This is a genomic window from Leptospira tipperaryensis, from assembly GCF_001729245.1.
Classification (GTDB): Bacteria; Spirochaetota; Leptospiria; order Leptospirales; family Leptospiraceae; genus Leptospira; species Leptospira tipperaryensis.
Window position 1 is genome coordinate 927554 of sequence record NZ_CP015217.1, and the last position, 22021, is coordinate 949574.

Annotated in this window: 24 protein-coding genes; 15 read left to right on the forward strand and 9 right to left on the reverse strand. The window is 42.9% G+C overall.

What is annotated here, in order from left to right; translation table 11 throughout:
- Positions 1–3 precede the first annotated feature (3 nt).
- The 3 genes from A0128_RS04405 (at position 4) to A0128_RS04415 (ending at position 2866) form a co-directional block, all read left to right on the forward strand.
- Positions 4–1383, forward strand: a complete 1380-nt coding sequence (locus tag A0128_RS04405) for an ammonium transporter (protein ID WP_069606403.1) — start codon at positions 4–6, stop codon at positions 1381–1383.
- 186 nt (positions 1384–1569) lie between these two features.
- Positions 1570–2241 carry an LIC11874 family lipoprotein gene (locus A0128_RS04410; RefSeq protein WP_069606404.1) on the forward strand — a complete coding sequence of 224 codons (672 nt, stop codon included), beginning with the start codon at positions 1570–1572 and terminating at the stop codon, positions 2239–2241.
- 166 nt (positions 2242–2407) lie between these two features.
- On the forward strand, positions 2408–2866 hold the full coding sequence (locus A0128_RS04415; RefSeq protein WP_245667199.1) for a hypothetical protein: 459 nt from the start codon (positions 2408–2410) through the stop codon (positions 2864–2866).
- Between the two features lie 219 nt (positions 2867–3085).
- Here the strand turns inward: A0128_RS04415 and A0128_RS04425 are convergent, their stop codons facing one another.
- Genes A0128_RS04425 through A0128_RS04435 form a run of 3 tightly spaced genes read right to left on the reverse strand, consistent with a single transcriptional unit; the run spans position 3086 to position 4584 of the window.
- Positions 3086–3535 carry an acyl-CoA thioesterase gene (locus tag A0128_RS04425; protein ID WP_069606406.1) on the reverse strand — a complete coding sequence of 150 codons (450 nt, stop codon included), beginning with the start codon at positions 3533–3535 and terminating at the stop codon, positions 3086–3088.
- Between the two features lie 51 nt (positions 3536–3586).
- A complete protein-coding gene (locus A0128_RS04430; RefSeq protein ID WP_069606407.1) occupies positions 3587–4336 on the reverse strand; it encodes a menaquinone biosynthetic enzyme MqnA/MqnD family protein in 750 nt (249 codons plus the stop codon).
- Positions 4333–4584: a putative signal transducing protein gene (locus tag A0128_RS04435; protein WP_069606408.1), complete on the reverse strand. Its 252-nt coding sequence runs from the start codon at positions 4582–4584 to the stop codon at positions 4333–4335. Before A0128_RS04435 ends, A0128_RS04430 begins: the two co-directional genes overlap by 4 nt.
- A gap of 58 nt (positions 4585–4642) precedes the next feature.
- On the opposite strand from A0128_RS04435, the gene A0128_RS04440 reads away from it, so the two are divergent.
- Both A0128_RS04440 and A0128_RS04445 read left to right on the forward strand, forming a co-directional pair.
- On the forward strand, positions 4643–4930 hold the full coding sequence (locus A0128_RS04440) for an STAS domain-containing protein (protein ID WP_069606409.1): 288 nt from the start codon (positions 4643–4645) through the stop codon (positions 4928–4930).
- Positions 4931–4942: 12 nt separating this feature from the next.
- Complete coding sequence (locus A0128_RS04445; protein WP_069606410.1) at positions 4943–5815, forward strand: CheR family methyltransferase; 873 nt, start codon at positions 4943–4945, stop codon at positions 5813–5815.
- A gap of 14 nt (positions 5816–5829) precedes the next feature.
- On the opposite strand, the gene A0128_RS04450 is transcribed toward A0128_RS04445, so the two are convergent.
- Positions 5830–6351 (reverse strand): HIT family protein, encoded by a 522-nt coding sequence (locus tag A0128_RS04450; RefSeq protein WP_069606411.1) that lies wholly within the window; start codon positions 6349–6351, stop codon positions 5830–5832.
- Positions 6352–6618: 267 nt separating this feature from the next.
- On the opposite strand from A0128_RS04450, the gene A0128_RS04455 reads away from it, so the two are divergent.
- Genes A0128_RS04455 through murC form a run of 8 tightly spaced genes read left to right on the forward strand, consistent with a single transcriptional unit; the run spans position 6619 to position 14631 of the window.
- On the forward strand, positions 6619–7008 hold the full coding sequence (locus A0128_RS04455; RefSeq protein ID WP_069606412.1) for a rhodanese-like domain-containing protein: 390 nt from the start codon (positions 6619–6621) through the stop codon (positions 7006–7008).
- 44 nt (positions 7009–7052) lie between these two features.
- On the forward strand, positions 7053–8018 hold the full coding sequence (gene rsmH / locus A0128_RS04460) for a 16S rRNA (cytosine(1402)-N(4))-methyltransferase RsmH (protein ID WP_069606413.1): 966 nt from the start codon (positions 7053–7055) through the stop codon (positions 8016–8018).
- Complete coding sequence (locus A0128_RS04465; RefSeq protein ID WP_069606414.1) at positions 8011–8373, forward strand: hypothetical protein; 363 nt, start codon at positions 8011–8013, stop codon at positions 8371–8373. Before rsmH ends, A0128_RS04465 begins: the two co-directional genes overlap by 8 nt.
- The gene (locus A0128_RS04470; protein ID WP_069606415.1) at positions 8348–9841 is read left to right on the forward strand and encodes a UDP-N-acetylmuramoyl-L-alanyl-D-glutamate--2,6-diaminopimelate ligase; all 1494 of its coding nucleotides are present in this window, start codon (positions 8348–8350) and stop codon (positions 9839–9841) included. Before A0128_RS04465 ends, A0128_RS04470 begins: the two co-directional genes overlap by 26 nt.
- 54 nt (positions 9842–9895) lie before the next feature.
- Complete coding sequence (mraY, locus tag A0128_RS04475; protein ID WP_069606416.1) at positions 9896–11008, forward strand: phospho-N-acetylmuramoyl-pentapeptide-transferase; 1113 nt, start codon at positions 9896–9898, stop codon at positions 11006–11008.
- The gene (locus A0128_RS04480; protein WP_069606417.1) at positions 11005–12159 is read left to right on the forward strand and encodes an FtsW/RodA/SpoVE family cell cycle protein; all 1155 of its coding nucleotides are present in this window, start codon (positions 11005–11007) and stop codon (positions 12157–12159) included. Before mraY ends, A0128_RS04480 begins: the two co-directional genes overlap by 4 nt.
- Complete coding sequence (locus tag A0128_RS04485; protein ID WP_069606418.1) at positions 12156–13232, forward strand: UDP-N-acetylglucosamine--N-acetylmuramyl-(pentapeptide) pyrophosphoryl-undecaprenol N-acetylglucosamine transferase; 1077 nt, start codon at positions 12156–12158, stop codon at positions 13230–13232. Before A0128_RS04480 ends, A0128_RS04485 begins: the two co-directional genes overlap by 4 nt.
- Position 13233: 1 nt before the next feature.
- Complete coding sequence (gene murC, locus A0128_RS04490) at positions 13234–14631, forward strand: UDP-N-acetylmuramate--L-alanine ligase (RefSeq protein WP_069606419.1); 1398 nt, start codon at positions 13234–13236, stop codon at positions 14629–14631.
- Positions 14632–14637: 6 nt separating this feature from the next.
- On the opposite strand, the gene A0128_RS04495 is transcribed toward murC, so the two are convergent.
- A complete protein-coding gene (locus tag A0128_RS04495) occupies positions 14638–15459 on the reverse strand; it encodes a tetratricopeptide repeat protein (RefSeq protein ID WP_069606420.1) in 822 nt (273 codons plus the stop codon).
- 132 nt (positions 15460–15591) lie between these two features.
- On the opposite strand from A0128_RS04495, the gene hisE reads away from it, so the two are divergent.
- Positions 15592–15870, forward strand: coding sequence for a phosphoribosyl-ATP diphosphatase (gene hisE / locus A0128_RS04500; RefSeq protein WP_069606421.1), 279 nt, complete (start codon positions 15592–15594; stop codon positions 15868–15870).
- A gap of 3 nt (positions 15871–15873) precedes the next feature.
- On the forward strand, positions 15874–17760 hold the full coding sequence (locus A0128_RS04505) for a hypothetical protein (RefSeq protein WP_069606422.1): 1887 nt from the start codon (positions 15874–15876) through the stop codon (positions 17758–17760).
- 410 nt (positions 17761–18170) lie between these two features.
- On the opposite strand, the gene A0128_RS04515 is transcribed toward A0128_RS04505, so the two are convergent.
- The 4 genes from A0128_RS04515 to A0128_RS04530 are packed head-to-tail and all read right to left on the reverse strand — an operon-like array spanning position 18171 to position 22004.
- The gene (locus A0128_RS04515) at positions 18171–18791 is read right to left on the reverse strand and encodes a hypothetical protein (protein ID WP_427854341.1); all 621 of its coding nucleotides are present in this window, start codon (positions 18789–18791) and stop codon (positions 18171–18173) included.
- Positions 18792–18823: 32 nt separating this feature from the next.
- Entirely contained in the window at positions 18824–19234 is a 411-nt protein-coding gene (locus A0128_RS04520) for a zinc ribbon domain-containing protein (RefSeq protein WP_069606425.1), read from the reverse strand.
- Entirely contained in the window at positions 19234–19818 is a 585-nt protein-coding gene (locus tag A0128_RS04525; protein WP_069606426.1) for a cytochrome c-type biogenesis protein CcmH, read from the reverse strand. Before A0128_RS04525 ends, A0128_RS04520 begins: the two co-directional genes overlap by 1 nt.
- Positions 19815–22004 (reverse strand): heme lyase CcmF/NrfE family subunit, encoded by a 2190-nt coding sequence (locus A0128_RS04530; protein ID WP_069606427.1) that lies wholly within the window; start codon positions 22002–22004, stop codon positions 19815–19817. The genes A0128_RS04525 and A0128_RS04530 overlap by 4 nt, the downstream gene beginning before the upstream one ends.
- Positions 22005–22021: the final 17 nt, after the last annotated feature.

Sequence of the window (22021 nt, forward strand, 5' to 3'; positions counted from 1 at the left end):
ACTATGCGTTGGTATTTTGTTTTAATCCTCGCTCTGTTGTCTACAGGAGTTTTTGCCCAAGACGCTCCCGTAGCGGAAGCCGCGGCCGCCGTTCCCGATCCTGCTATCAAAGCAGTAAGCGACGAGTTGGCCACTCTGAGGTCCGAGACCAATTGGCTCTGGACTTGTATCGCCGCGTTTTTGGTTTTTTTCATGCAAGCAGGTTTTGCTTACGTGGAAGCGGGTTTTACTCGCGCTAAGAACGTCGTGAACATCTTGATGAAGAACTTCATCGATTTCTGTTTTGGTTCTATCTTTTTCTGGCTGATCGGATTCTCCATCATGTTCGGACCTCAGATTTTTCCGGGTTTTGGAATCGGAATTCCGGGTCTTGCGGATTCTCTGATCGTGAAGGACGGAACTCCGGACAAGTGGGGATTTGCATTCTTAATCTTCCAGATGGTTTTTGCCGCGACGGCCGCGACGATCGTTTCGGGAGCGATGGCGGAAAGAACGAAATTCGTTTCGTATATTATATTTTCTGCATTGATCACAGCGTTTATCTATCCGATTTTCGGAAGCCTTGCTTGGGCTGGACTTTGGGGACTCGGTAAGGGATTTTTAGAACAACAGGGCTTTATCGATTTTGCAGGATCCACCGTGGTTCACTCGGTCGGCGGTTGGGCGGGTCTTGCAGGGGCTTTGATTCTCGGGCCTCGGATCGGTAAATACCAAGACGGAAAACTTTTCCCGATTCTTGGACACAATATGTCCATGGCGGCATTGGGTGTTTTTATTCTTTGGTTTGGTTGGTTCGGATTTAACCCGGGTTCAACAACTTCCGTAAGCGGAGGAAACTTTGCGGTGATCGCAGTGACTACGAATATGTCCGCTGCGGCCGGGGCCTTGTCCGCGATGATCTTGACTTGGATTATGTTTAAGAAACCCGATATCGGTCTTTCTTTGAACGGCGCCCTTGCGGGTCTTGTGGCGATCACTTCTCCTTGTGCGAACGTTAGTATTTCTTCCGCAGTGATCATCGGTCTCATTGCGGGAATTCTCGTGGTTTTGAGCGTTCTTTTCTTTGATAGAATCCATATCGACGATCCTGTGGGAGCCGTTTCGGTTCACGGTGTTTGTGGTGCTTGGGGAACCTTTGCTGCGGGACTTTTTGCTCAAGAATCCTACGGAGGAGTCAACGGTCTTTTCTTCGGAGGTGAATTGTCGGTAGTTTTAGTTCAGCTCACCGGGATTGGAATCGCGTTTGTTTGGTCTTTTGGGGCGAGTTCCATCATCTTTCTCGCACTCAAATACACCATTGGACTTCGTGTTTCCGAGGACGAGGAAATTACCGGTTTGGACATTTTGGAACACGGAAACGAGGCGTATCCGATTTCCAAGTAAGAAAGCGTTTCGCTTTTGCAAAAGAACGTCGGAAAGAATCTTTCTTTTCGGCGTTTTTTTGTGAAGAATTGTGAGAGTTCCCACAATTCTCGTTTGATGCCATTTGATAAAATGAAGTCGGAGAACCCGTTTTCTCCAAACCTTCTTTTCCGTTGACGGAATCCTTTTCCGTCTCAAATTTGATGCATGAGCCTTTTTTACGGCCGATTATCCAAGTTTTTATTCTTCCCTTTTATCCTTTTATTTTTCGCAAATTGTTTTGATTACGAGGAAACGATCACGATCAATCACGATTTTTCGGGGACATTAGAAGTTTCTTATGTAGTTCCGACCCGCAGGAACTCCGACGAATCTCTGATTAAGTTTCTTCCGACCCAGAAAGACGAGATTTCAAATCGGCTCAACAAAGGTTTTTTTTCCAAGAATATCGTTCTCAAAGATTATACCTTTCAAAAGATCGTAACTCCGGAAACGGATCCGAGTTTGTTCCGAGAAAAAGCCAAGGTTTATTTTAAAGTAGAATTTCAGGATCTTTCTCAGATCGAAGACGCTTTGCTCGGAAAGGTTCAGGTTCGAAAAAAAGGAAACACGATCTATGTGAAGAGAGAAATTCCGTCCATCAGCAGAGGGCCCGAAACCCTCAAAAAGGACGGAGAGAAGAAAATTTACTCTGAAACCCTGCGACTTCTCCGAACGAGTTCCATTCTTTTTAAGGTGAATTTTCCGATCGCTTCCGTTTGTCGTTCCAATCGGGGAGACGTGAATCTTGGAAAACTGAGTTATCGTCTTCCGTTAGCTGAAACCATTGAGAAAACCGGAAACAATTCCTGGGATTACCGAATAACCGTGATCTACTGATTTTTCCGTGGCGCTTCTGAAAAGTATGTGTTCCTACTTTTTCAAAAAAAACTCTTCGAACTTCTCGAAAAGAAGATATTTCCTCTTCTTTCTCCTGAGTCTTACTTTCCTTTTTTCTAATATAGAGGCAGGACTTCAAAAAAGACCCGAGCATTGTTTGGCTCGGGTGAGCGGATATTTTGCATCTCTTCAGAATTGGTATGACGACTCTTATCCTGATTTTTTTGAACTCTTTCGCGCCGATCTTCGCGAGTATTTAAGGGTTTCGAATGTTCCCGCATTGAAACGTTGTATTCTTCAATCCATTGGAAAGATGGAAAGGAGAGATTATTTTATCAGCTCCTATATGCTTGCGGATCCGGATTTAAAGGAAATCGAACCGGATCCTTCTTTGGCGGTGGAGACCGGAAAAATTCTTCTCAGACATTGTAAGATAAGAATGTCGGAAGAATGCAATCGTTTTCTGCACAATCTTCTGGCCGGCCTTGCAATCAATTCGTATCGAATTGGAAATCATTCGGAAGCGAAGAAATACAAATCGGAAGCTTACGAATGGAGTCGCAAAAATGGAGAAGACTTAGGAGCGCGTTCGGAAGAGGAATGGAATATCTTGGACGGGATCTAATCGATAGAATCAATAATATTATGAAAATAGAATGTGTTTTCTTAAAAATTCCTATGACCTGGAAAGGAACGATCGATTTCTCGGAAGTCAGTTCCAAAAAATCCTGTCCACAAAAATTATACTTCAAAGCGGACTTGAAGTCCGTTGCAATCTTTTTTTGGAAAATCAGCCCGTCGGAATTCCTACAATATCGAAGACGACGACAAAAAAAATAGAGATTCAAGTTTGTTGAGAAGGTGTCTGAGCGGGCATCCACTTTAAAAACATTGCAAGTTCTAAATCGATTTTTTTCAGACTTCCCGATTGTGAGTCGACACACGCATAGACGAGTTGACCCGAACAGAGGAGTTCCTCATCTCGAAAAATCGCAAGATCCCAAAAAATTTTCACGCCGGAAAAACTTCCCTTCGCGTAAATATGGATTTCCTGGTCAAAACGGGCGGGAGCCTTGTAGTCGATCTCGCAGTGAACGACGTGAAAATCCGTTTTGTATTTAGAACCGAGTTCTCCGTAAGGCAACCCGCACCAACGAAAGTATTCAGTGATCGAAACGTCGAAATACGTAAGATAATTTGCGTTGAAGACGATCCCTTGCGGGTCCGATTCCGCATAACGCACCCTCAAGGGATGAAAGAATTCAAATTCTTCTTTTCTAATTTTCTTTCCCACGTCGCGAGCCTCCGTAATTCGATCTCATTCTTTCGGAATCTCTTTTCGAATTTATAAAAGATCCAGATTTTTACACTTTTCTCCAAAGAGAAAAAGACCTTTCTGATCGGCTTCCGCAACCTTATAGTGGAGTTCTTTTGTAAGATATTCTCTCACGACCGTTTCCGGAAGACGAGATTCTTGCGAAATGATTTCTTCAATATGAGAAATTCCATATTCTAAAGATTGAATGAACAAAGACTCATCTACTAAGAGCGGCTTTTTGCTCGCCCAGAGCGCAAAAATAAAACCGAGGCCGGTAAGTTCGTTCCACCACTGGGCGAGGTCCCTTACTTCGTAAAAAGCAGGATTCCATTTTGCTAATAGAGCATTGTCTCCGAAAAGCATGTGGGAACCGATCCCGTTTTCAATCTGTTCTTGTATAATTTTAGAATCGGTCGGCTTTACGTCCGGAATCATTCCGGTTTCCTCATGAATCAACACTCTTACGAGAGCCATGCTCGTTTTCGAGCCGTTGTCGGTAAGAATCGTTTTAGGAGGATATTCTTCCTTTAAATTTTTAAAGAAAAGAATGGATCGAACCTTTTCTTTCGCACAAACTCCCGTTGTCTGGTATGTGTTGAGAATTTCTCGATTTCGAATACATTCTATCGAAGAGATGAGTCCTAAATCGATTTCTCCATTCAGTAGATAGTCTTTGAGTAGTGCCGGGTTATCGGGAACGATTTGATTTTTTATATCTTTTTCGAATCCCCAAGTCAGGGGTCTTGCGTTTAAATGTTTAACGATTCCTATTTTCAATGATTCTCTCTTTCTAAAAACTCTTTCAAGATCGGATAGTCTTGATCCATCATATAAACGATTGCGAAATGACTTGCAGCCGGAACTGCGGCCCCTTCCAGAAAAAACAATTCTTCACCGGTAACAAAATAATGGATCTCATTTGCGTCTAGAAACGATTTCACAATAGAAAGTAAAATCGGATCCGAAGTCTCAAATCGGGCTGAAAATCCTTCCGAGCCGTCCTGTTCTTTTTCAATGGGTTCCATAATTCTCGCAAAAAATATTAGGGTTGAATTCTATTTTTTATATCGTCTAATTTGATCAATGGTTTTCAATGAGAAAGTTTACATATCTTTAAAATTGAACGACCTTACCTTGGAGCACGAGGAATTTAGAATTTTTCTGAATTCCTTTTTAGAAAAAAATCCAACTTGCATCGTTCTCGACTTTTCCGATATCGAGGTCATTTCTTCGGTATCGCTCGGGGTGTTGGTGAGCTTTGCAAATCGCGTTCGAAGTTTGGGAATCAACGTGGAAACCGTGAACGTTTCGAATCGTCTGAAACAAATCCTTAAACTTGTATCTCTTGACAGAGTATTCGGTACTTTATAAAACATCTTTACCATGACAGATATTCAGTCCGGTCTGAGCTCCATTTCCGATGAAGAATTTCAATTCGTAAAATCTCTTATGTACAAAGAGACCGGAATCTTCTTAGCCGATCATAAAAAAATTATGGTTCAGTCCCGCCTCAACGGACGCGCCCGCCACTTCGGATTAAAGTCGGTTTCAGAATACATCGGTAAACTCCGCGCGGACCACTCGTTTTTTAACAGCGAACTCACCGAACTCATCAACAGAATTACCACGAACAAAACCGATTTTTATCGGGAGAATCATCACTTCGAATTTTTAAAATCCACCTTCTTTCCTTCCATAGAAGAGAAGGCTGCCAAGAACGGGAAAAAAATTCTAAGAATATGGTCTAGCGCGTGTTCGACGGGAGAAGAGCCTTATACGATCGCGATGACCTGTCTTGATTACTTCGCGTTCAAACCCGGCTGGGACATCAAGATCTACGCGTCCGATATCGACACGAATGTGATCAACACCGCAAAAGAAGGAATCTATAAAGAAGACCGTCTTCTTCCCGTGGATGAAAAATTAAAGACTAAATATTTTATCAAGATCAAAGATCCGGAACGAGGAGAAATTTCCTATCAAGCAAAGCCGGAATTAAAGGCTCTGATCGATTTTAGAAAGGTGAATCTTTTGGAAACGCCGTATCCGATTCCGGATAAGATGGACTGCGTCTTTTGCAGAAACGTAATCATATATTTTGATAAACAGACCCAGAAGAAAATTTTCGAAAACTTTGAAAAGGTTCTGAAAGACAGAGGACTTTTAGTGATCGGGCATTCGGAAACGTTATTCGGCATTTCCGAGAGTTATAAATTCTTAGGTCATACGATTTATCAGAAAAAACCGGTAGTTTGACAAAAGAATTCGGATTAAGAAAATTCTTTCCAAATGCGAATCCATTCTTTTTGCATTTCGTAAGGTTCGTAAATTACAATTCTTGAATTTGCTAATACGTCTAAGAAGCCGGCTTCGTTCGGAAATCTTGGAACGATGTGCTGATGGATATGTGGAATAGATCCGCCCGCGTTCTTCCCGATATTATAACCCAGGTTGAAACCCTGCACGTTCCAAAGTTTTTTAAGAATGGTAATCGCCTTCGACGCGGCCTCGTGGATCTCCAGAGCTTCTTCTTTGGTCATCTCTTCGTAAGAAAGAATGTGTCTTTTGGGAAAGACCATCAAATGTCCCGGATTATAAGGATACAAATTTACGGAAACGACGGTGAGATCGGTTTCGGAGATCATGAGATTGGGAACGTCGGGATCCTTTCTGCAAATTCCGCAAAGAATACAATCCACCTCAGGTCTTTTTCCTCGGGCGTAATCCAGTTTATGAATTGAAAAAAGATTTTTCCTGGGCTCATCCCACTGAGTAGAATTTGATTCTTCCATGGACCCTAAATTATTCGGGTCTCTCGCCTTGTCAAAAAATTAGCGTGTTCGATCGAAAGGAAAAGTGACTTCCTCTTCGTTTCCATTGGGAGAAGGAAAAAAATCGGATTCCCTGAGAGATAAAATTCTCCAAAAAAGAATCCAAGCGATCGGAAACCGATCCTTTCTTCGATTTTTCGAGGGACATTTTGTGTGAGAGATGAAAACTAGATTCTAAAAAATCAAAAGAATCGATTCGGCAAAAAGCCGAACACGGATGGAAGGAAAATGGTGAAGAATCAGAATCAAGATAGGAATGATCTTTTGGGAAAACGGAAATTGCTTCTCTGGATTCTAACCTTAGGATTTTTCCTTTTGACCTTTTGTGGAAAAACTCCGGAACAAGCCGACAAAAGCCAAGTCGGCGAATGGATTTCTCAGAATGCCCTCGTCGTAGACGTAAGAACTCCACAGGAATTTGAAACCGGTCATTATAAAAACGCGGTCAACATTCCTTTGGATCAGATTCCCTCTCGGTTGGAAGAATTCGGATCGACCGATCGAAAAATCGTTTTGTATTGTCGTTCGGGGCGACGCAGCCTGGAGGCCTTCAAGACGCTTCAATCGAAAGGATATACAAATACGATCAACGCGGGCGGCTTGACGGACTTACCTTAGAATCTCCTTGCAGGACCGGATCTTAGAAAAAGGATGGAAAGACATTGGAACCGGTTCACTATTCAGTTCAAGGAAAAGATATTCTCCGAATCTTTCAGGAGAATTTTTCAAAAGAAGAATCCATTCTTTTCTTAGATGGAACCGCTGGAGAAGGCGGACATAGCCTTCTCTTCTTACAAGAATTTCCCAATTCTAAAGTCATTCTCTGCGATCGGGATCCGGTCATGTTATCTCGTGCGAATGCTCGACTTTCCGAATTCAAAGAAAGGGTCATCCCGATTGAAACCAATTTTTCGGATATCAACTCCGAACTTTTAAAAGCTCACGGTGTGGAAGAGGGCCCTCAGGGAATTCTTCTCGATCTTGGAATTTCCACGTTCCATCTTTTTCATTCCGGAAGAGGTTTTAGTTTTAGAGAATCCGAACCCCTCGACATGAGACTTTCTCCGGATAGGGGCTTAAGCGCAGAAGACGTCCTCAACACGTATCCAAAAGACAAACTCTTAAACATTTTTTATACATACGGCGAAGAACGTTGGTCCAAAAAAATCGCCGAAGTGATCATCGATCGAAGAAAGCAGAATCCGATCACGACTTCCGGAGAATTGGCGGAACTCATTTCCAAAATCATTCCTAGAAAGTTTTGGCCTCCGGGAAGACATCCCGCGACTCGGATCTTTCAAGCCCTTCGCATCGAAGTCAATCAAGAACTCTCTCATATCGAAACCGGTTTGAAATCTCTTCTCGATCTTTTACGAGAAGACGGACTGATCCAAGTGATCTCCTTTCATTCTCTCGAAGATCGAATCGTGAAAAACGCGCTCCGAGATTACGCGAAAGAAAACGGTTTTATGCTCCTCACAAAAAAACCGATTCTTCCTTCCGAAGACGAGACGAGGGAGAATCCGGCTTCCCGTTCCGCAAAATTGAGAGTGCTCAAAAAAACGAAATCGGTCGATAAGAAATATAGAAAGGAAGATTTCGAGGAAGAGGAAGAATCGGATGTCTAAGATCGGAGCCTTGTTGGAAAGCCCAGTTTGGAAGGATCTCGGAATTCTATTTTTCAATCTGGGAAAGGTGATCCTTTTCTTAAGTCTTTTTTTTCTCTACGTCTGGCAGAATGTTCAGGTTGCGAGACTCAATCGAGAGATCAGCATCGCAACCGGTGAAAAGATCAAACAGATCAAAAAGAACGACGACTTAAAAATCGGAGTCGCCACTTATACTTCCGCAAGAAGAATCGAAACTCTTTATAGAAAAACATACAACTATCTTCCCATCACGGTGGGAGATAGAATCATAACTCTAAACCTACCTCCTGAAAAAAATGAAGACGAGAATGAAGTTAACCCAGCTTCTCCCTGAATTTCCAGAACTCAAACTCAGATCCGTTCCAAACGGCAAGTCGTCCGATGGAATCGAACTCGGTTATATCCAATCCGATTCTCGAAAGACAAACTTAGAAGATATCTTCTGCGTCTCCGATTCCCTCGGTTCTAAAAAAGAAGAATATATTTCCAATACAAAGGCTTCCTTGATTTTGATTCGGAGCGGTTCTTCGATCGTTCTTCCGGATTCTAAGATTATTTTAGAAACCGAAATCGATCCCGAACAACTCCAAGGAAGAATCGCTTCCTTTCTTCTCGGTCACCCTTCGAAAGAGTTGGAGATCGTCGCGGTGACGGGAACCAACGGAAAAACTTCTCTTACGAATATTCTCTTCGCATTAGCAAAAGAGCAAGGACGCAACTGCGGTTTGATCGGAACGATCGGAGTGAAATTCGGAGATCAACTGATTGATACGGGTTATACTACGCCGGACGCTTCCTCTCTCAATCTCATTCTCAAGGAGATGAAGGATCGGGGAGTGGACACCGTTTTTATGGAAGCGAGTTCTCACGGTCTCAAACTCGGAAGGATGAACGGAATTTCTCTGAAGGCGGGCGTCTTTACCAATCTCACTCAGGACCATCTCGACTTTCATCCGAACATGGAAGACTATTTTGAAAGTAAGTTCCGCCTTTTTGAAATCTTGGATTCTTCTCGTTCTCCGTTTGCAGTAGTTGATTTTGTTTCTCCGGGAGGAAAAGAACTCTTGGAAAGAATTCAATCTCGTCTTCCAAGTCTCAAGGTCCGCGCGCTCGACGGTCCGCGGGGAGAATGGAAGATCGGAGATCCTTCCCTCAATCTCCAGGGCACTTCGTATTCTCTTTTATCGGATGGGATTTCTCATTTGATTCATACCAATCTTTTGGGTTCGTTTAACGTTCGTAATACGGCCCTCGCTTGGATCACCGGAATCGGGCTCGGCTTGGATCCGCAAAAGATGTCTTCTTCTTTGGAAAGAATTCCGCAGATCCCGGGACGTTTCCAAATCGTCTACAGCAAGGACCGTTCGAGAATGGCGGTTGTCGATTACGCTCATACCCCGGACGCTCTGGAAAATATTATCCGAAGTGTCCGAGATTCTAAACCGAAACAACTGATCACTCTTTTCGGTTGCGGAGGAGATCGGGACCGTACCAAACGTCCGAAGATGGCGCGGATCGCGGAAGAACTTTCGGATCAGGTCATTCTTACCTCCGATAATCCGAGGACGGAAGAACCGGAATCCATCTTGGACGAGATCCAGACCGGCTTTTCCAAAGGTTTTGTTCCGCTCCTCAGGGAAGTGGACCGGGCCAAGGCGATCGCAGAAGGTGTGGCGGTTTTACCGGAAGGGGGTTGTCTTCTCGTCGCCGGAAAGGGTCACGAAGAATATCAAATCATTGGAAAAGAAAAACGTCACTTCAGCGACGTGGAGCAGGTTCAAAAAGCCTTCGGTCTTTTTTAAAATTCTCCGATACAAATAAAGAACACTCCTTTTTTTTGAAACTAGGACGGGTACATGTTTTACTATCTCTACGATCTTTACTTCAACCATCTGGACTCCCTTCGCATTTTTAGCTACGTTACGTTTCGCGCCTTGATGGCGGGATTGACTTCGATGTTGGTCACGTTCTGGCTCGGTCATCGTGTGATCGACTTTTTATACGGACTCAAGTTTAGAGAATCCGTTCGGGACGACGGCCCAAAATCCCACGAGGCAAAAAAGGGAACTCCTACGATGGGGGGTCTTTTGATCATCGGTTCTCTACTTCTTTCGGTTCTTCTCTGGGGGAATCTTAAAAATCCGAACATCGTGATGCTCGCCGTTTTTTCTCTCTTTTTCTCCGCTCTCGGTTTTGCGGACGATTATATGAAATCGGTAAAAAAGATCAAAGGTGGGATGCGCGCGAGGACGAAGTTTCTTCTTTCGATTCTGATTTCTCTCGGGTTTTGTATATTATTCTTTTATTATACGGGTCATACTCCTCCGGGACATTCCGGTAAAATTCCGTTTCAATTGACGGATTTGTTTTTTCCTTTTGTAAAGGGGCCTGTTCTTGCGCTCGGACTTCTTGCGATTCCGTTTTCGATCATCGTGATCATCGGTTCTTCTCACGCCGTGAATTTGACTGACGGACTCGACGGACTCGCGACCGGAACCGTTGCGATCGCCGTTGTTACGTTAGGAATCATCGCTTACTTTTCGGGAACCCCGATCGTCGCAAATTATCTCAACATTCCTTATCTTCCGGGCGCTCACGAATATTCGGTATTCTTATCCGCGCTCGCGGGAGCTCTTCTCGGATTTCTCTGGTTCAACGCTCATCCGGCTCAGATTTTTATGGGGGACACGGGTTCTCTCTTTTTAGGCGCGACCCTGGGAATGGTCGTGATTCTTCTGAAGAAGGAAATTCTTCTTTTGATCTTGGGTGCGATTTTTGTTTGTGAAGCTCTTTCGGTAATTCTTCAAGTGGGATCCTTTAAGTTGACTGGAAAAAGAATCTTTAAGATGGCTCCTCTGCATCATCACTTTGAATTGGGAGGATTGAAAGAAACCAAGATCGTAATTCGATTTTGGATCATCGCGGTCATCCTCGCGATCATCTCCTTATCGACTCTCAAAATTCAATGATCGATTTTATCGGAAGGAAGTGGAGAGAAATCTGGGGAACGGGAAAAACGTCCTTGGATGTTCTTCTTATCGTAACGATCTTTATTCTTCTTTTTTTGGGACTCTGCGTTATGTATTCTTCTTCGAGCATCACCGCTTGGAGAGAGTTTAAGGATTCGGAATACTTTCTCAAAAAACAGGCGATCTGGACCTGCGTGAGTCTTGTGTTTTTCTTTTTTTTCTCGGTCTTTCCGTATCAGAAACTCGAAAAACTCGCCGCCTTAGGAATGTTAGTCGCGATCGGACTTTTGATTCTTGTATTCATTCCCGGGGTGGGAAAATCGGTTTCCACGTATTACGGAAGAAACTTTCACAGATGGATCGCCCTCGGCCCGTATCAACTCCAACCCTCGGAAGTCGCCAAGGTCGCTGTTTTGATCTATTTGGCTTCGCTTTTTAAAAAATTAAAATTAGAATCCGCTCCCGATTACAAAAAACTTTTGCTCCCTTCGGTTTTACTTCTCACTGTGATCGTTTTGATTCTTGTGGAACCAGCGTTCGGAACCACATTAGAAATTCTTTTTGTAATTTTGGGTTTTATTTTCTTATTTGGATTTCCTTTTCGAAATTTGCTCGTCGTAGGTATTGTATCCCTTCCTCTGATTTACATTCTGATCGATCGGGTCGGTTATCGAAAGAAGAGGGTGGAAGTTTGGTTGGATCCTTATCGATATCGATTCGACGAAGGTCATCAGCTCGTCACTTCGTTTCGTGCGTTTTTGGACGGAGGTTGGTTTGGAAACAAACTCGCCTCGGGTTACGCCCATCGTTATCTCACCTACAGCCATACTGACTTCGTATTAGCAACGTTCGTCGAAGATTTCGGTTTTGTGGGTTTTATGATTTTTATCTTTCTAATCCTAATGCTTCTGTTCCGTTCTTTTTATTTGGTTCAGAAGATTAAGGATCCGTTTGGCTTTTATTTGGGAGCGGGAATACTGATTATCTTGGGAACACAATTTATCATCAATATGTTCGTTGTCACAGGAATCTTTCCGATCACCGGGATCAGCTTACCGTTTGTAAGTTATGGGGGATCGTCGATTCTCATCGTATTGATTTCTCTTGGAATTCTTGTCAATATAACGAGAAAGGAAAACCTAGGTCTATGAGATCGATTGTAATCGCAGCCGGCGGGACCGGAGGACATATATCACCGGGAGTGGCTCTTGCGGAAGTTCTCACGGACTTAAAAGAGCAGATCGGATATGAGAATTTATATCTTTTTTCTTTAGAGAGGAATCGAAACAATCCGGACTTGGAACAAGCTCCGTGTAACGTTCTCTGGCACAATCTTCCTCCTCTTTCCAGTAATATTCTTCTTTTTCCCTTTCGTTATACGTATCAGATTCTAAAAACATTTTTGCTCTTCCGTAAACTCAACGTGGACGTCGTCATCGGGATGGGCGGTTACTCGACCGTCGCTTCGATTTTATACGGAGTTCTTTTTAGAAAAAAAGTCTATCTCTGCGAACAGAATTGTATTCCCGGAAACGTGAACCGATTGTTTTTTCGATTCGCCAATAAGGCCGCGTTTAGTTTTCCTCCGGTCAATCATTCCGTTCCTTGCGATTGGTTGATTATCGGAAATCCTTTGAGAAAGAAGACACTTCCAAAGATGTCTTTGAAGTTTTCAGAAAAATACGACACCAAAAAGAAGAAGCAGTTTAACGTGCTCGTGATGGGCGGAAGCCAGGGCGCGAGACAGATCAACAATATCGTAGTTCGTCTGATGGACCACGACGAAATCAACACTCAATTTCGATTTCGCTTATTAACGGGCTCGGCTTTATACGAAGAAGTTTCGCAAAAGACGAAGAAAGACGCGGAACTCATCTCCTATACTGACAATATGAAAGAACAATACGAATGGGCGAACTTTGTGATCGCTCGTTCCGGTTCGGGTGTTTTGTCCGAATGCGCGGCCTTTGCTCTTCCTATGATTCTCATCCCTTATCCTTATGCAAAGGATGATCATCAGATGGCGAACGCGAAGTATTTCGAACTCAACGGTGCGGCCGTCGTATTGGATCAGAAAGACGAAGACGAATCCCATCTTTTTAGAATTTTGGACAAATTGGCAAACGACGTATCTTTGTTAAACGACATGTCTATCAGATCTCTTCAGTGCTCTCACGTCGACGCTGCGAGAGACACCGCGAAATACTTTTTCTCTCTGGACTAAGATGCTAGCTGACTGGAAATCTTTTCAAAGACCGTTCTTTCTTGGAATCGGAGGATCGGGAATGTCCTCTCTTGCCTTTCTTCTTTTGGAAAAGGGAATGAAAGTCGGCGGTTACGACGGCAAACATTCGGCTGTTGTTGAAAAATTGATTCAGAACGGAGCGACCGTCCTCAACAAGTCGGACACGCTCGAAGTGGAGAATTACGATCTTGCCATCTATTCATCCGCGATCCGATTGGACTCTCATCCGTTAGTCAAAAAATTTCGGGAGAAGGGAATCTCGATCGTACATCGTTCGGAACTTCTTCACCAAGTGATGTCCGAAAAAAAACAGATCTCGGTCGCGGGCTCCCACGGAAAAACCACAACCACTGCGATGACCGCGTTCTTATTGGATCGATGCGGATTCTCTCCTTCGGTGATGGTCGGCGGAGAAGTCGCGTTTTTAAACGGAAGAGGCGGTTCTTGGGGAAAGGGAGAATGGGCGGTTTTCGAATCCGACGAATCCGACGGAACATTCAATAATCATAATGCTGAAATCCGGATTCTTACAAACGTAGACGAGGATCATCTTGACTACTATCAAACGAGGGAGAATCTTCTCAAGGCCTTTGCTCGTTATATGGAACGTGCATCGCAAAGATTGATCCTAAACTTGGACGATATCGGGATCAAGGACGCGCTTCCGCTCTTTGGAGATCATTCTAAAATTTTGGGTTTTGCAAGGATACAATCCGCCGATACAAAAGAGATTTTTCAAGACGAAAGAATCAAGGATTCTAAAGTCGCTCTCTATAAGATAGAAAGGGAGACTCTCACATTCTATTTTCAAAAAAAAGAATATTCTTTTTCTCTAAAATATCCTGGAGAACACTATCTTAAAAATGCTCTCGCGGCGATTCTTGCGTGTTTCGAGGCGGGAGCGGACTTGGATAAGCTCGTCAAAGAAATTCCGGAATACTCGGGAGTCAGCCGAAGACTGGAATACCTCGGCGGCAAAAACGGAATCGATGTCTACGACGACTACGGACACCACCCGACGGAGATCAAAGCGGTGATTCAATCCATGGAAGGTCTGAAGAACGGCGGAAGGGCGGTGATCTTGTTTCAACCGCATCGATATACGAGAACTCAGAATTTATATAAGGAATTTGCGGAAAGCCTGGACACGGGAGAAACGGTTTATCTTTTACCGATCTATTCTGCGGGAGAGGATCCGATCGAAGGGGTCGAAACAAAACTCATCGCAGATGCGATGACAAAACCTGTAAAAATCCTTTCCAAAGATATCGAAGAAGGAGTGAAAGAACTCTCTCGTTTTTTAAAACCCGGCGACAAATTCGTGACCCTCGGCGCCGGAAACGTTCGAGACTGGGGAATCTCTTTTTTAAAAAATTAGAATATTCTAATTTAGAGAATCGATTCTAATCTGTAAGTCTTTTTTCTCTTCCGCGTCGCTCGTGAGTTCCAAAGCTTTTTTGTAATCCGATTTTGCCTCTTCTTTTCGATTCAATTCTTCGTATGCGTTGGCTCTAAAAAAGAAAGCGGACGCGGCGTCGCCATTCGGATATTTTGCGAGATATGCGCTGAAGGTTTCGACGGAAGACTTAAAATTGCCGACTTCAAGATAGGAAATTCCAAGGTTGTAGAGGGCGTCGTGTTTTTTATCCGTGCTTTTGGAATCTCCGGATTCGATCGCTTTTTTAAAATACTGAATCGCCTTTGCGTATTCTCTTGCCTCAAAGTAATAGACTCCCGCTTGAAAATTCGTTTTGGTTCCTTCGGGGTCTTTTGCGAGTTTGTCTAAATATTCTTTTTCAAGATTTCTTCTCGCGTAAGCATTCTTTAAATATTTAAGAATCATCTTTGAGTCCGGCATTCCGGTGATCTTATCGATTAAACTTCCGTTCTGATCTAAGAAGAGCATGGAAGGATATCCTTCGATTCCGTATTTTCTTTTTAGATTCGGGAAGGTGTCTCCGTCGAGAGAAAGTGTCACAAACTTGGAGAGTTCATTTTGAACTTCTTTTTTGGGATAGATTTCTTTCTTGAGAGTTTTGCAGTACGCGCACCAGTCGGCGTAGACGTCGATAAAGATCGGTTTGCCGTTTGCCTTCGCTTTTTCGAAAGCGGTCTTCACCGATTTTTCCCATTGGATCTCGGCTCCAAGAGAAGAATGGAAGAGGACGGTAAGAGCGATGCAGATTGGGAAAAATAAATTCTTCATTCTCTATCATCGGACTGTTTTACGAATGCTTTAGCCAGCGTTTTCTTTCCGGAAGAAACTAAAAATACGGTTGTCGGAGAATCGGAGCCTGGGAAAACTAGGGGCAGATTTCGCAAAGGAAGCCTTGGATTCATGGAATTTTTATTACAGTTGGAAAATATTCTTAAAAAAAGAAAACAGGAACTTCCTGATAAATCTTATACGGCCGATCTGTTTCGCGGCGGAGTGGATCGTATTCTAAAAAAAGTCGGAGAAGAAGCCGGTGAGGTGATCATCGCGGCTAAGAATGCGGACAAAAAAGAACTCACCCACGAAGCGGCGGATTTACTTTTTCACCTGCAGGTTTTATTAGTCGAGCAAGGTCTTTCTCTGCAAGACGTCGTGGAAGAACTTCGCAAACGCCATTCGTAAAAAATGAATTTCCCCGGAATTGCTTTTGTAAAAAGAATTTCCGGGAAGTCCGTTCTTCTTTTATTTTTTATCCCTTTCTATACAATCGTATTCTATCATAGCGCCTGGCTCTCGGATGATTCGTTCATTACGTTTCGAGTCGTAGACAATTTTTTAAACGGACTTGGGCTTCGATGGAATCCTCTCGAAAGAGTTCAGGTTTACACACATCCTCTCTGGTTGTTTTTGTTAATACCGACGCAGGCCTTAGTCCGCGAAATTTCTATTTCCGCGTATTTACTTTCCTATCTTTGCGGAATTCTTTTTCTTTCCTCTTTTGTTTTTGCCTTTTCTAAGTTTAGAATTTTTGTCGGGATCGTATCCGTTTCTTTTCTCGTTCTCTTTTCTTCTAAAATATTCGTAGATTATAATACATCGGGATTGGAGAATCCCCTTTCCTTTCTTTTGCTTCTTTTATTCTTAATTCAATTTTATTCTTTGTATTCAAATTCGGAAGAAGGTATTTCGGGAAGAAGCGGTTTTTTGATCGGGCTTTTGACGGCGTTTCTGTTATTGACTCGTTTGGATCTGGCTCTTCTTTTGATTGCTCCTCTGATCATTCTCTTTTTAAGAATTTCGAAAATCGAGAGAGTTCGATTTTTGATGTACGGTTTTTTAGGACTTTTGCCGTGGCTGATTTTTCTTATCTTCTCGCTCGTTTATTATGGATCGATTTTTCCGAATACATTTTACGCAAAGACAAACGTAATTTCCTCTCTTTCCGAAAGGATGATCGCGGGTTGGAATTATATAAGGGTAAGTTTAAAATGGGATCCGATCGCGAGTTTTGTTTTTCTTTCCCATCTCATTTTAATTTTTTCAGAAGCTATTGTCGGACGCTTTAGAAAAATTGAATGGGTTCTTACGAAGAAGGAAAGAAAAGTTTTGTTGGTGGGAGCGGGGTCGATTCTTCCGGTATTTATTTATCTTCTTTGGATCGGAGGAGATTTTATGGCAGGAAGATTTTTCGGTTCTTGTCTGATCGTTTCTCTTTATTCACAAATGCTTTTTTGGTCGATCCGTCTGGAAACGAAACCCAAATCGGTTCAAGGAACGTTAGCCGTCTTTGGGACGATAGTTTTGGTTTATTATTTATTACATCCGCTTTCGCCGTTTCAGTATTTTTCTAAAAGATCGGAAGTTCGAGTCGAAAAGGGAATCGCGGATGAGAGAACGTCTTATCAAGATAATGTTTCCTTAAAGAGCTGGTTGAGAGGAGTTTATCCGGAGTCTCATCCTTGGGCTCAGTATGCGATAAAAATCCGTTTTTCACAAGGAAGAGAAAGTAAGGAAAGAATCTTAGAGAGAGATAGGAGGATTGTTTCAAAGAAAGAAGACTCCAGTTCGGATACAAATCCACTTTCCGTAGCTCGGGAAGTGGAGATCACGACCAATGTCGGTTTAGCAGGTTTTTATGGAGGCCCTGAGGTTCACTGGATTGATCTCTTGGGGATAACCGATCCCTTTTTGGCGAGATTACCCGGAAAGGGTTTTCCCGGTCATTACATAAGACTTTTGCCGGAAGGTTATAAGGAATATGTCGAGGAGAGCGCTTCCGTTTTGGGAAGTTCCGAACTCGATCGGCTCTATTATGAAGTTCGATTGTTAAGCGAAGAAGAACTTTGGAGTGGCGAGAGATGGAAAGTCGTTTTCGATTTTATGTTTTTAGGACGCGGAAATTTTAAGAAAAGATTTATCGAAGGCTTTCGTTATCCTTTTGTAGTCGAGGCTTATCTAAATACTCTATACGGAATTCCATTTACAAATTGGAAAGAAGAAGACGTGGAAGAATATTTGAATCGAGAATACTTTGGCCCGGCAAGTCTAAGTCCAGCGAAGATGAGAGAATAACAATTGTCGTAGTTCCTACTTCTGCCGTGAAAGTTCGCGCGCCCCACCCTCGTTGGGTGGAGGAGGAGAGGTGGCGGGAAAAATCGCACCAATCCGCCTTATCAGAAAATCGAAAGATTGCAAGAAAGAAATCCGCACGTTGTCGGAGTTCCGACAACGATTTTTTCGATGTTTCTTGATTTACAAAAAAAGAAACATTCTCCGAAAATTTCCGTCGCGTTCTTAAACTTTGGGTTTAAGAAGCAACATCTTCTGGCGGATTCTTGCTATGAAAGGTTTAACCGAAAGGATTTTAGAACATTCTTCAAATAGAATTTTCATTGTGAAAATCGAGGTTCTTCTTTCGTCGAAGACGGGTGTGCAAACTGCACTCCTGTCAAAAAGAGGAATTCAAATAACTACAAATAAACCTAATATTCAAATTTTAGAATGGATTTGGCGGGAGTTGTTACTTGGAAAAAATTCTTTTTCGCGGAGTTACGATGGGCGACGTCCTTGGGAAAACGGACTAAAAAACGATAGATATGTTCTGTGTCCGTGGTCACGTCGGAATCATAGACAAGAGCTCCCGAAGGATAAACACCGGGCGGGACCGTGTAATACGGATAGGCTACGGCGCCGTATGCGGGAAGCGCGGAAAAACGCGAGTTTCTTACTTTCGCCGTAAGGGTTTGCAGATAATAAGACCAGGACTTTTCTGCGGGCCTATCGTTGAACGAAAATTGAAAGTTTAGAAATTCGGTTAGAACCCTCGTTTCAGGAACGATCTGAAAAAGGATATAGGTTCCTTCCGAGCCGTTTAACTCGGAAATTTCTTTCCATCTTTCCAGTCTGTCTTTCGGGGAACGGGACGCGAGTTCGTTTTTCAGATCCTTTCTTATTTCTTCCAAATCTTCTTTATCGACCTTGGAGGCGGAAACATAAAAGCCCGCGCCATAAAAAGGAAGTTCGTTTAGGCGGACTAAATCCCCTTGGAGTTTCAGGCTCTTACTCGCGCAGCTTAAAAACGCAAGTATAGAAAAGAATATTATGAAAACAGAAAGTGTTTTCGATAAAATTTCCGTTAGACTATCAGTTTGGTTCCGCAGGAAGGACAAAATTTCGCTCCGTAGATCTCGATCTTAAATCCGCATTCGTGACAGTATTTGGTAAGAATTTCGTTCGTGTTCGGAGCAACTTGTGTTTGTTGTGGAATGTTTTGCGCGATCGTCCTGATCTTCTCGTCGAATTCTTCCAAGTCTTTAACGATTCCGTTGGAGATGGATTGAAATTCTCCGTCGGTCAGTTTTCCGGTATCGAATTCTATTTTGATGTCTCTTAGATTTTCTAAGATCACTTCTCTTCGATTGATCAGTTCCAGTTTTTCGGATTCTACGTCTGTAGATTTGAGATCGATGGAAAAGCGTACGTAAAGAAACGGAAGGACTAAGATCCCGACTAAGACGATATAAAATGGAATGAGTAGAAGATCCATTATTTCTGTTTTTCCTGTATTTCTGAAAGATAACGATTGAAGGCTTCGGTTTCCTCTTTTGGAGAATTTAGGGAGGATCCTTTGGACGAATTCGGATTTTTACGTTTCATAAAAAAGAATATAAAAAGAATTCCTAACACTCCCGCGAGGCCTAAACTCAGATTGATCCAAGTGGAATCCGGCGCTGCGAGAATGTTTTCTCCAAAACCGAAGACGACCGAGTTTGCCATTCCCGTGTTTCCTGCTTCCACAAATTTTTGGATGACCGGATCTTGTAGAGCTTCTTCTCCGAATCCGTGTACCATTTTGTTTACGATCACATCCGCGCTTTCGCCCTTTACGATCCGATTCTCTATAAAAATTTTCAGCTTCGCGGAGACAGTACAATTGTTAAACGAACAACTCTTGATCGTGATCGACGGAATACAAATACAACGGATTCTGGAAGTGACTTCGTGAAAGGTCCGGATTTGTTCCGGTTCGTTCAAATTGGTAAAGGTAGAATCTCCGAAGATCGGATTGTACAGAGAAATCGAAACAACGATCGATAAGAAAATTAGAATTTTATAAAGTGTTGTTTTCAATTTCTGGATTCTCCAATAGGAAGAAGGATCAGAAGTCCCGAGAAGAAAAAGAGTAGGGAACCCGCCCAAATAAATTTTACGAGTGGATTGACCCAGACTTCCAAGTTGGCGACGATCTGCCTTGGAAAACGATTGAAATTCTCCAGTTTACGAACGGGTTGATTTTCGTTCGTAAAAAGATAATTCATAAATAAAAGAGGAAGATCCGGATTTTCATCCGAAAGATCCGCGTGTTCGATCGCACCCAATTGGATATAAAGATCCTCTTTTGGAGTCGACGCGATCGCCGGTTCACTCGTCGGGATATGAGTTTCAAAGTCTCCGCTGAGATGCGAAATCTGCGGATAAAATCTTCTTTCGGTCACCATCGTCGAAAAATCTTTCAGATGACGTTTGACTTGAAAGGTCGCTTCGTGAGAAACGATCACATTCTGAATGTTTAAACCGTTTTTGGCGTCTCCGTTTACGAGAGGTTTGATCTTGAGAGTGCTCGCGGAAATCTGATAGTTTCCAAGAACTCCCGTGTCTTGACTGGAATATACGATTTCGTTTTTTTCAGGCGCGTTTAAGAAGTAAAAGAATTTGATCGAAGTGTTTTGTTTGAACGCGTTTCCCGCAAATCCGATAAAAAGGATCACCATCGCCAAGTGGACGAGATAACCTCCATATCTTCTTTTGTTTTTTAAGAGCATTCTAAATCCGGAAAAGAAATAATTCTCGGAAGGATACGTCTCTTTTCTCGCGACGATTCCTCTGTGATATTCTTGAGCGATTCCGGCAATCGTGAAAATTCCGAGACCGACCGCGACGACCGAATAAATTTCTCCGAGTACATCTCCGAGGCTATAATCGCTGATCGTAAAATTCTGAGTGTAAAAAAGAATGTAAGCTCCCGCACCCAAGATTCCGACTAACAACGGTTTGAAGAGTGTGGAAAAGAAAATTTTATCCGCGCCCTTTCTCCAAGCAAGGAGGGGCGCAGATCCCATCAAGAGGATGAGAAGAATTCCGGACGGAACTCCCCAAGAATTAAACCAAGGAGCCTTGAATTCTCTTCCGTAAAGAAGCGGAGAAAACACTCCAAGAAGAATCGCGAGAGTTGCGATCACGAGAAGAAAGTTGTTAAAAAGAAAACTTCCTTCCTTGGAAGTCATTGCTTCCAGGTTTCTTTCCGGTTTTAATGCGTCTCTGCGGTAGATTAAAAATCCGATAAAGAAAGCGAAGCTGATTCCGATAAAAATGATAAACGGTGTTCCGATCGTTGACTTGGAAAAACTATGAGGGCCTTCTAAAACTCCGCTTCGTGTGATCCAGGTTCCCAATAAACAAAAATGAAAAGCGAGGATGATCAAAAGCATATTCCAAAACTTTAACATTCCCCTTCTTTCCTGAATGATCATGGAATGAAGAAACGCGGTGGATAGAAGCCAAGGCATCAAAGACGCGTTTTCGACAGGATCCCATGCCCAGTAACCGCCCCAACCTAATTCTTCATACGCCCATTTTGATCCGAGAAGAATTCCAGTTCCAAGAAAGAACCAGGAAAAGATCGTCCATCTTCTTACAAAACGAAACCAGTTTTCGGAAAGATGTCCGGTGATCAATGCCGAAGTCGCGATACAAAACGGAATCGCAAAACTCACATAACCTATATAAAGAATCGGCGGGTGGATCACCATCGCCCAGTGTTGCAAAAGAGGATTGAGTCCTCTTCCAGCGATTGCCGCCGGTTGGAATTCGCGAAAGGGTTGAGCGTCGGAATAAAAAACCGCAAGATAAGAAAAGAACGCCGAGATGACGGTTAACGTTAGATTCATCACAGGAATTCTGTCGTTTATCAATTCTCTTGTTTGCCATAGAACGATAAACGTAAAGATGGAAAGCAAAAGATTCCAAAAAAGAAGAGAACCGGAAGAACCCGACCAAATCCCCGTGAGTCTGTAAAACAAAGGTAGATGTTCGTTGGAATGCATCACTACGTAGTAGTTGGAAAGATCGGTTCTAAAGAGTTGAACCAAAAGAACTATAAACGCTAAAAGTATTATGGCCGAGTTTGCCATCAGAGTATATCTTCCGAGTTCGATCGCTTGGCGATCCTGTTTCCAAATTCCATAAGAAGTTTGTAATATGGAAAAAAGAAGAATTGCGAAAGAAGCGATTATGCAGAGCGCGCCGAAATCATTCATATCAAAGAGTCCATTGT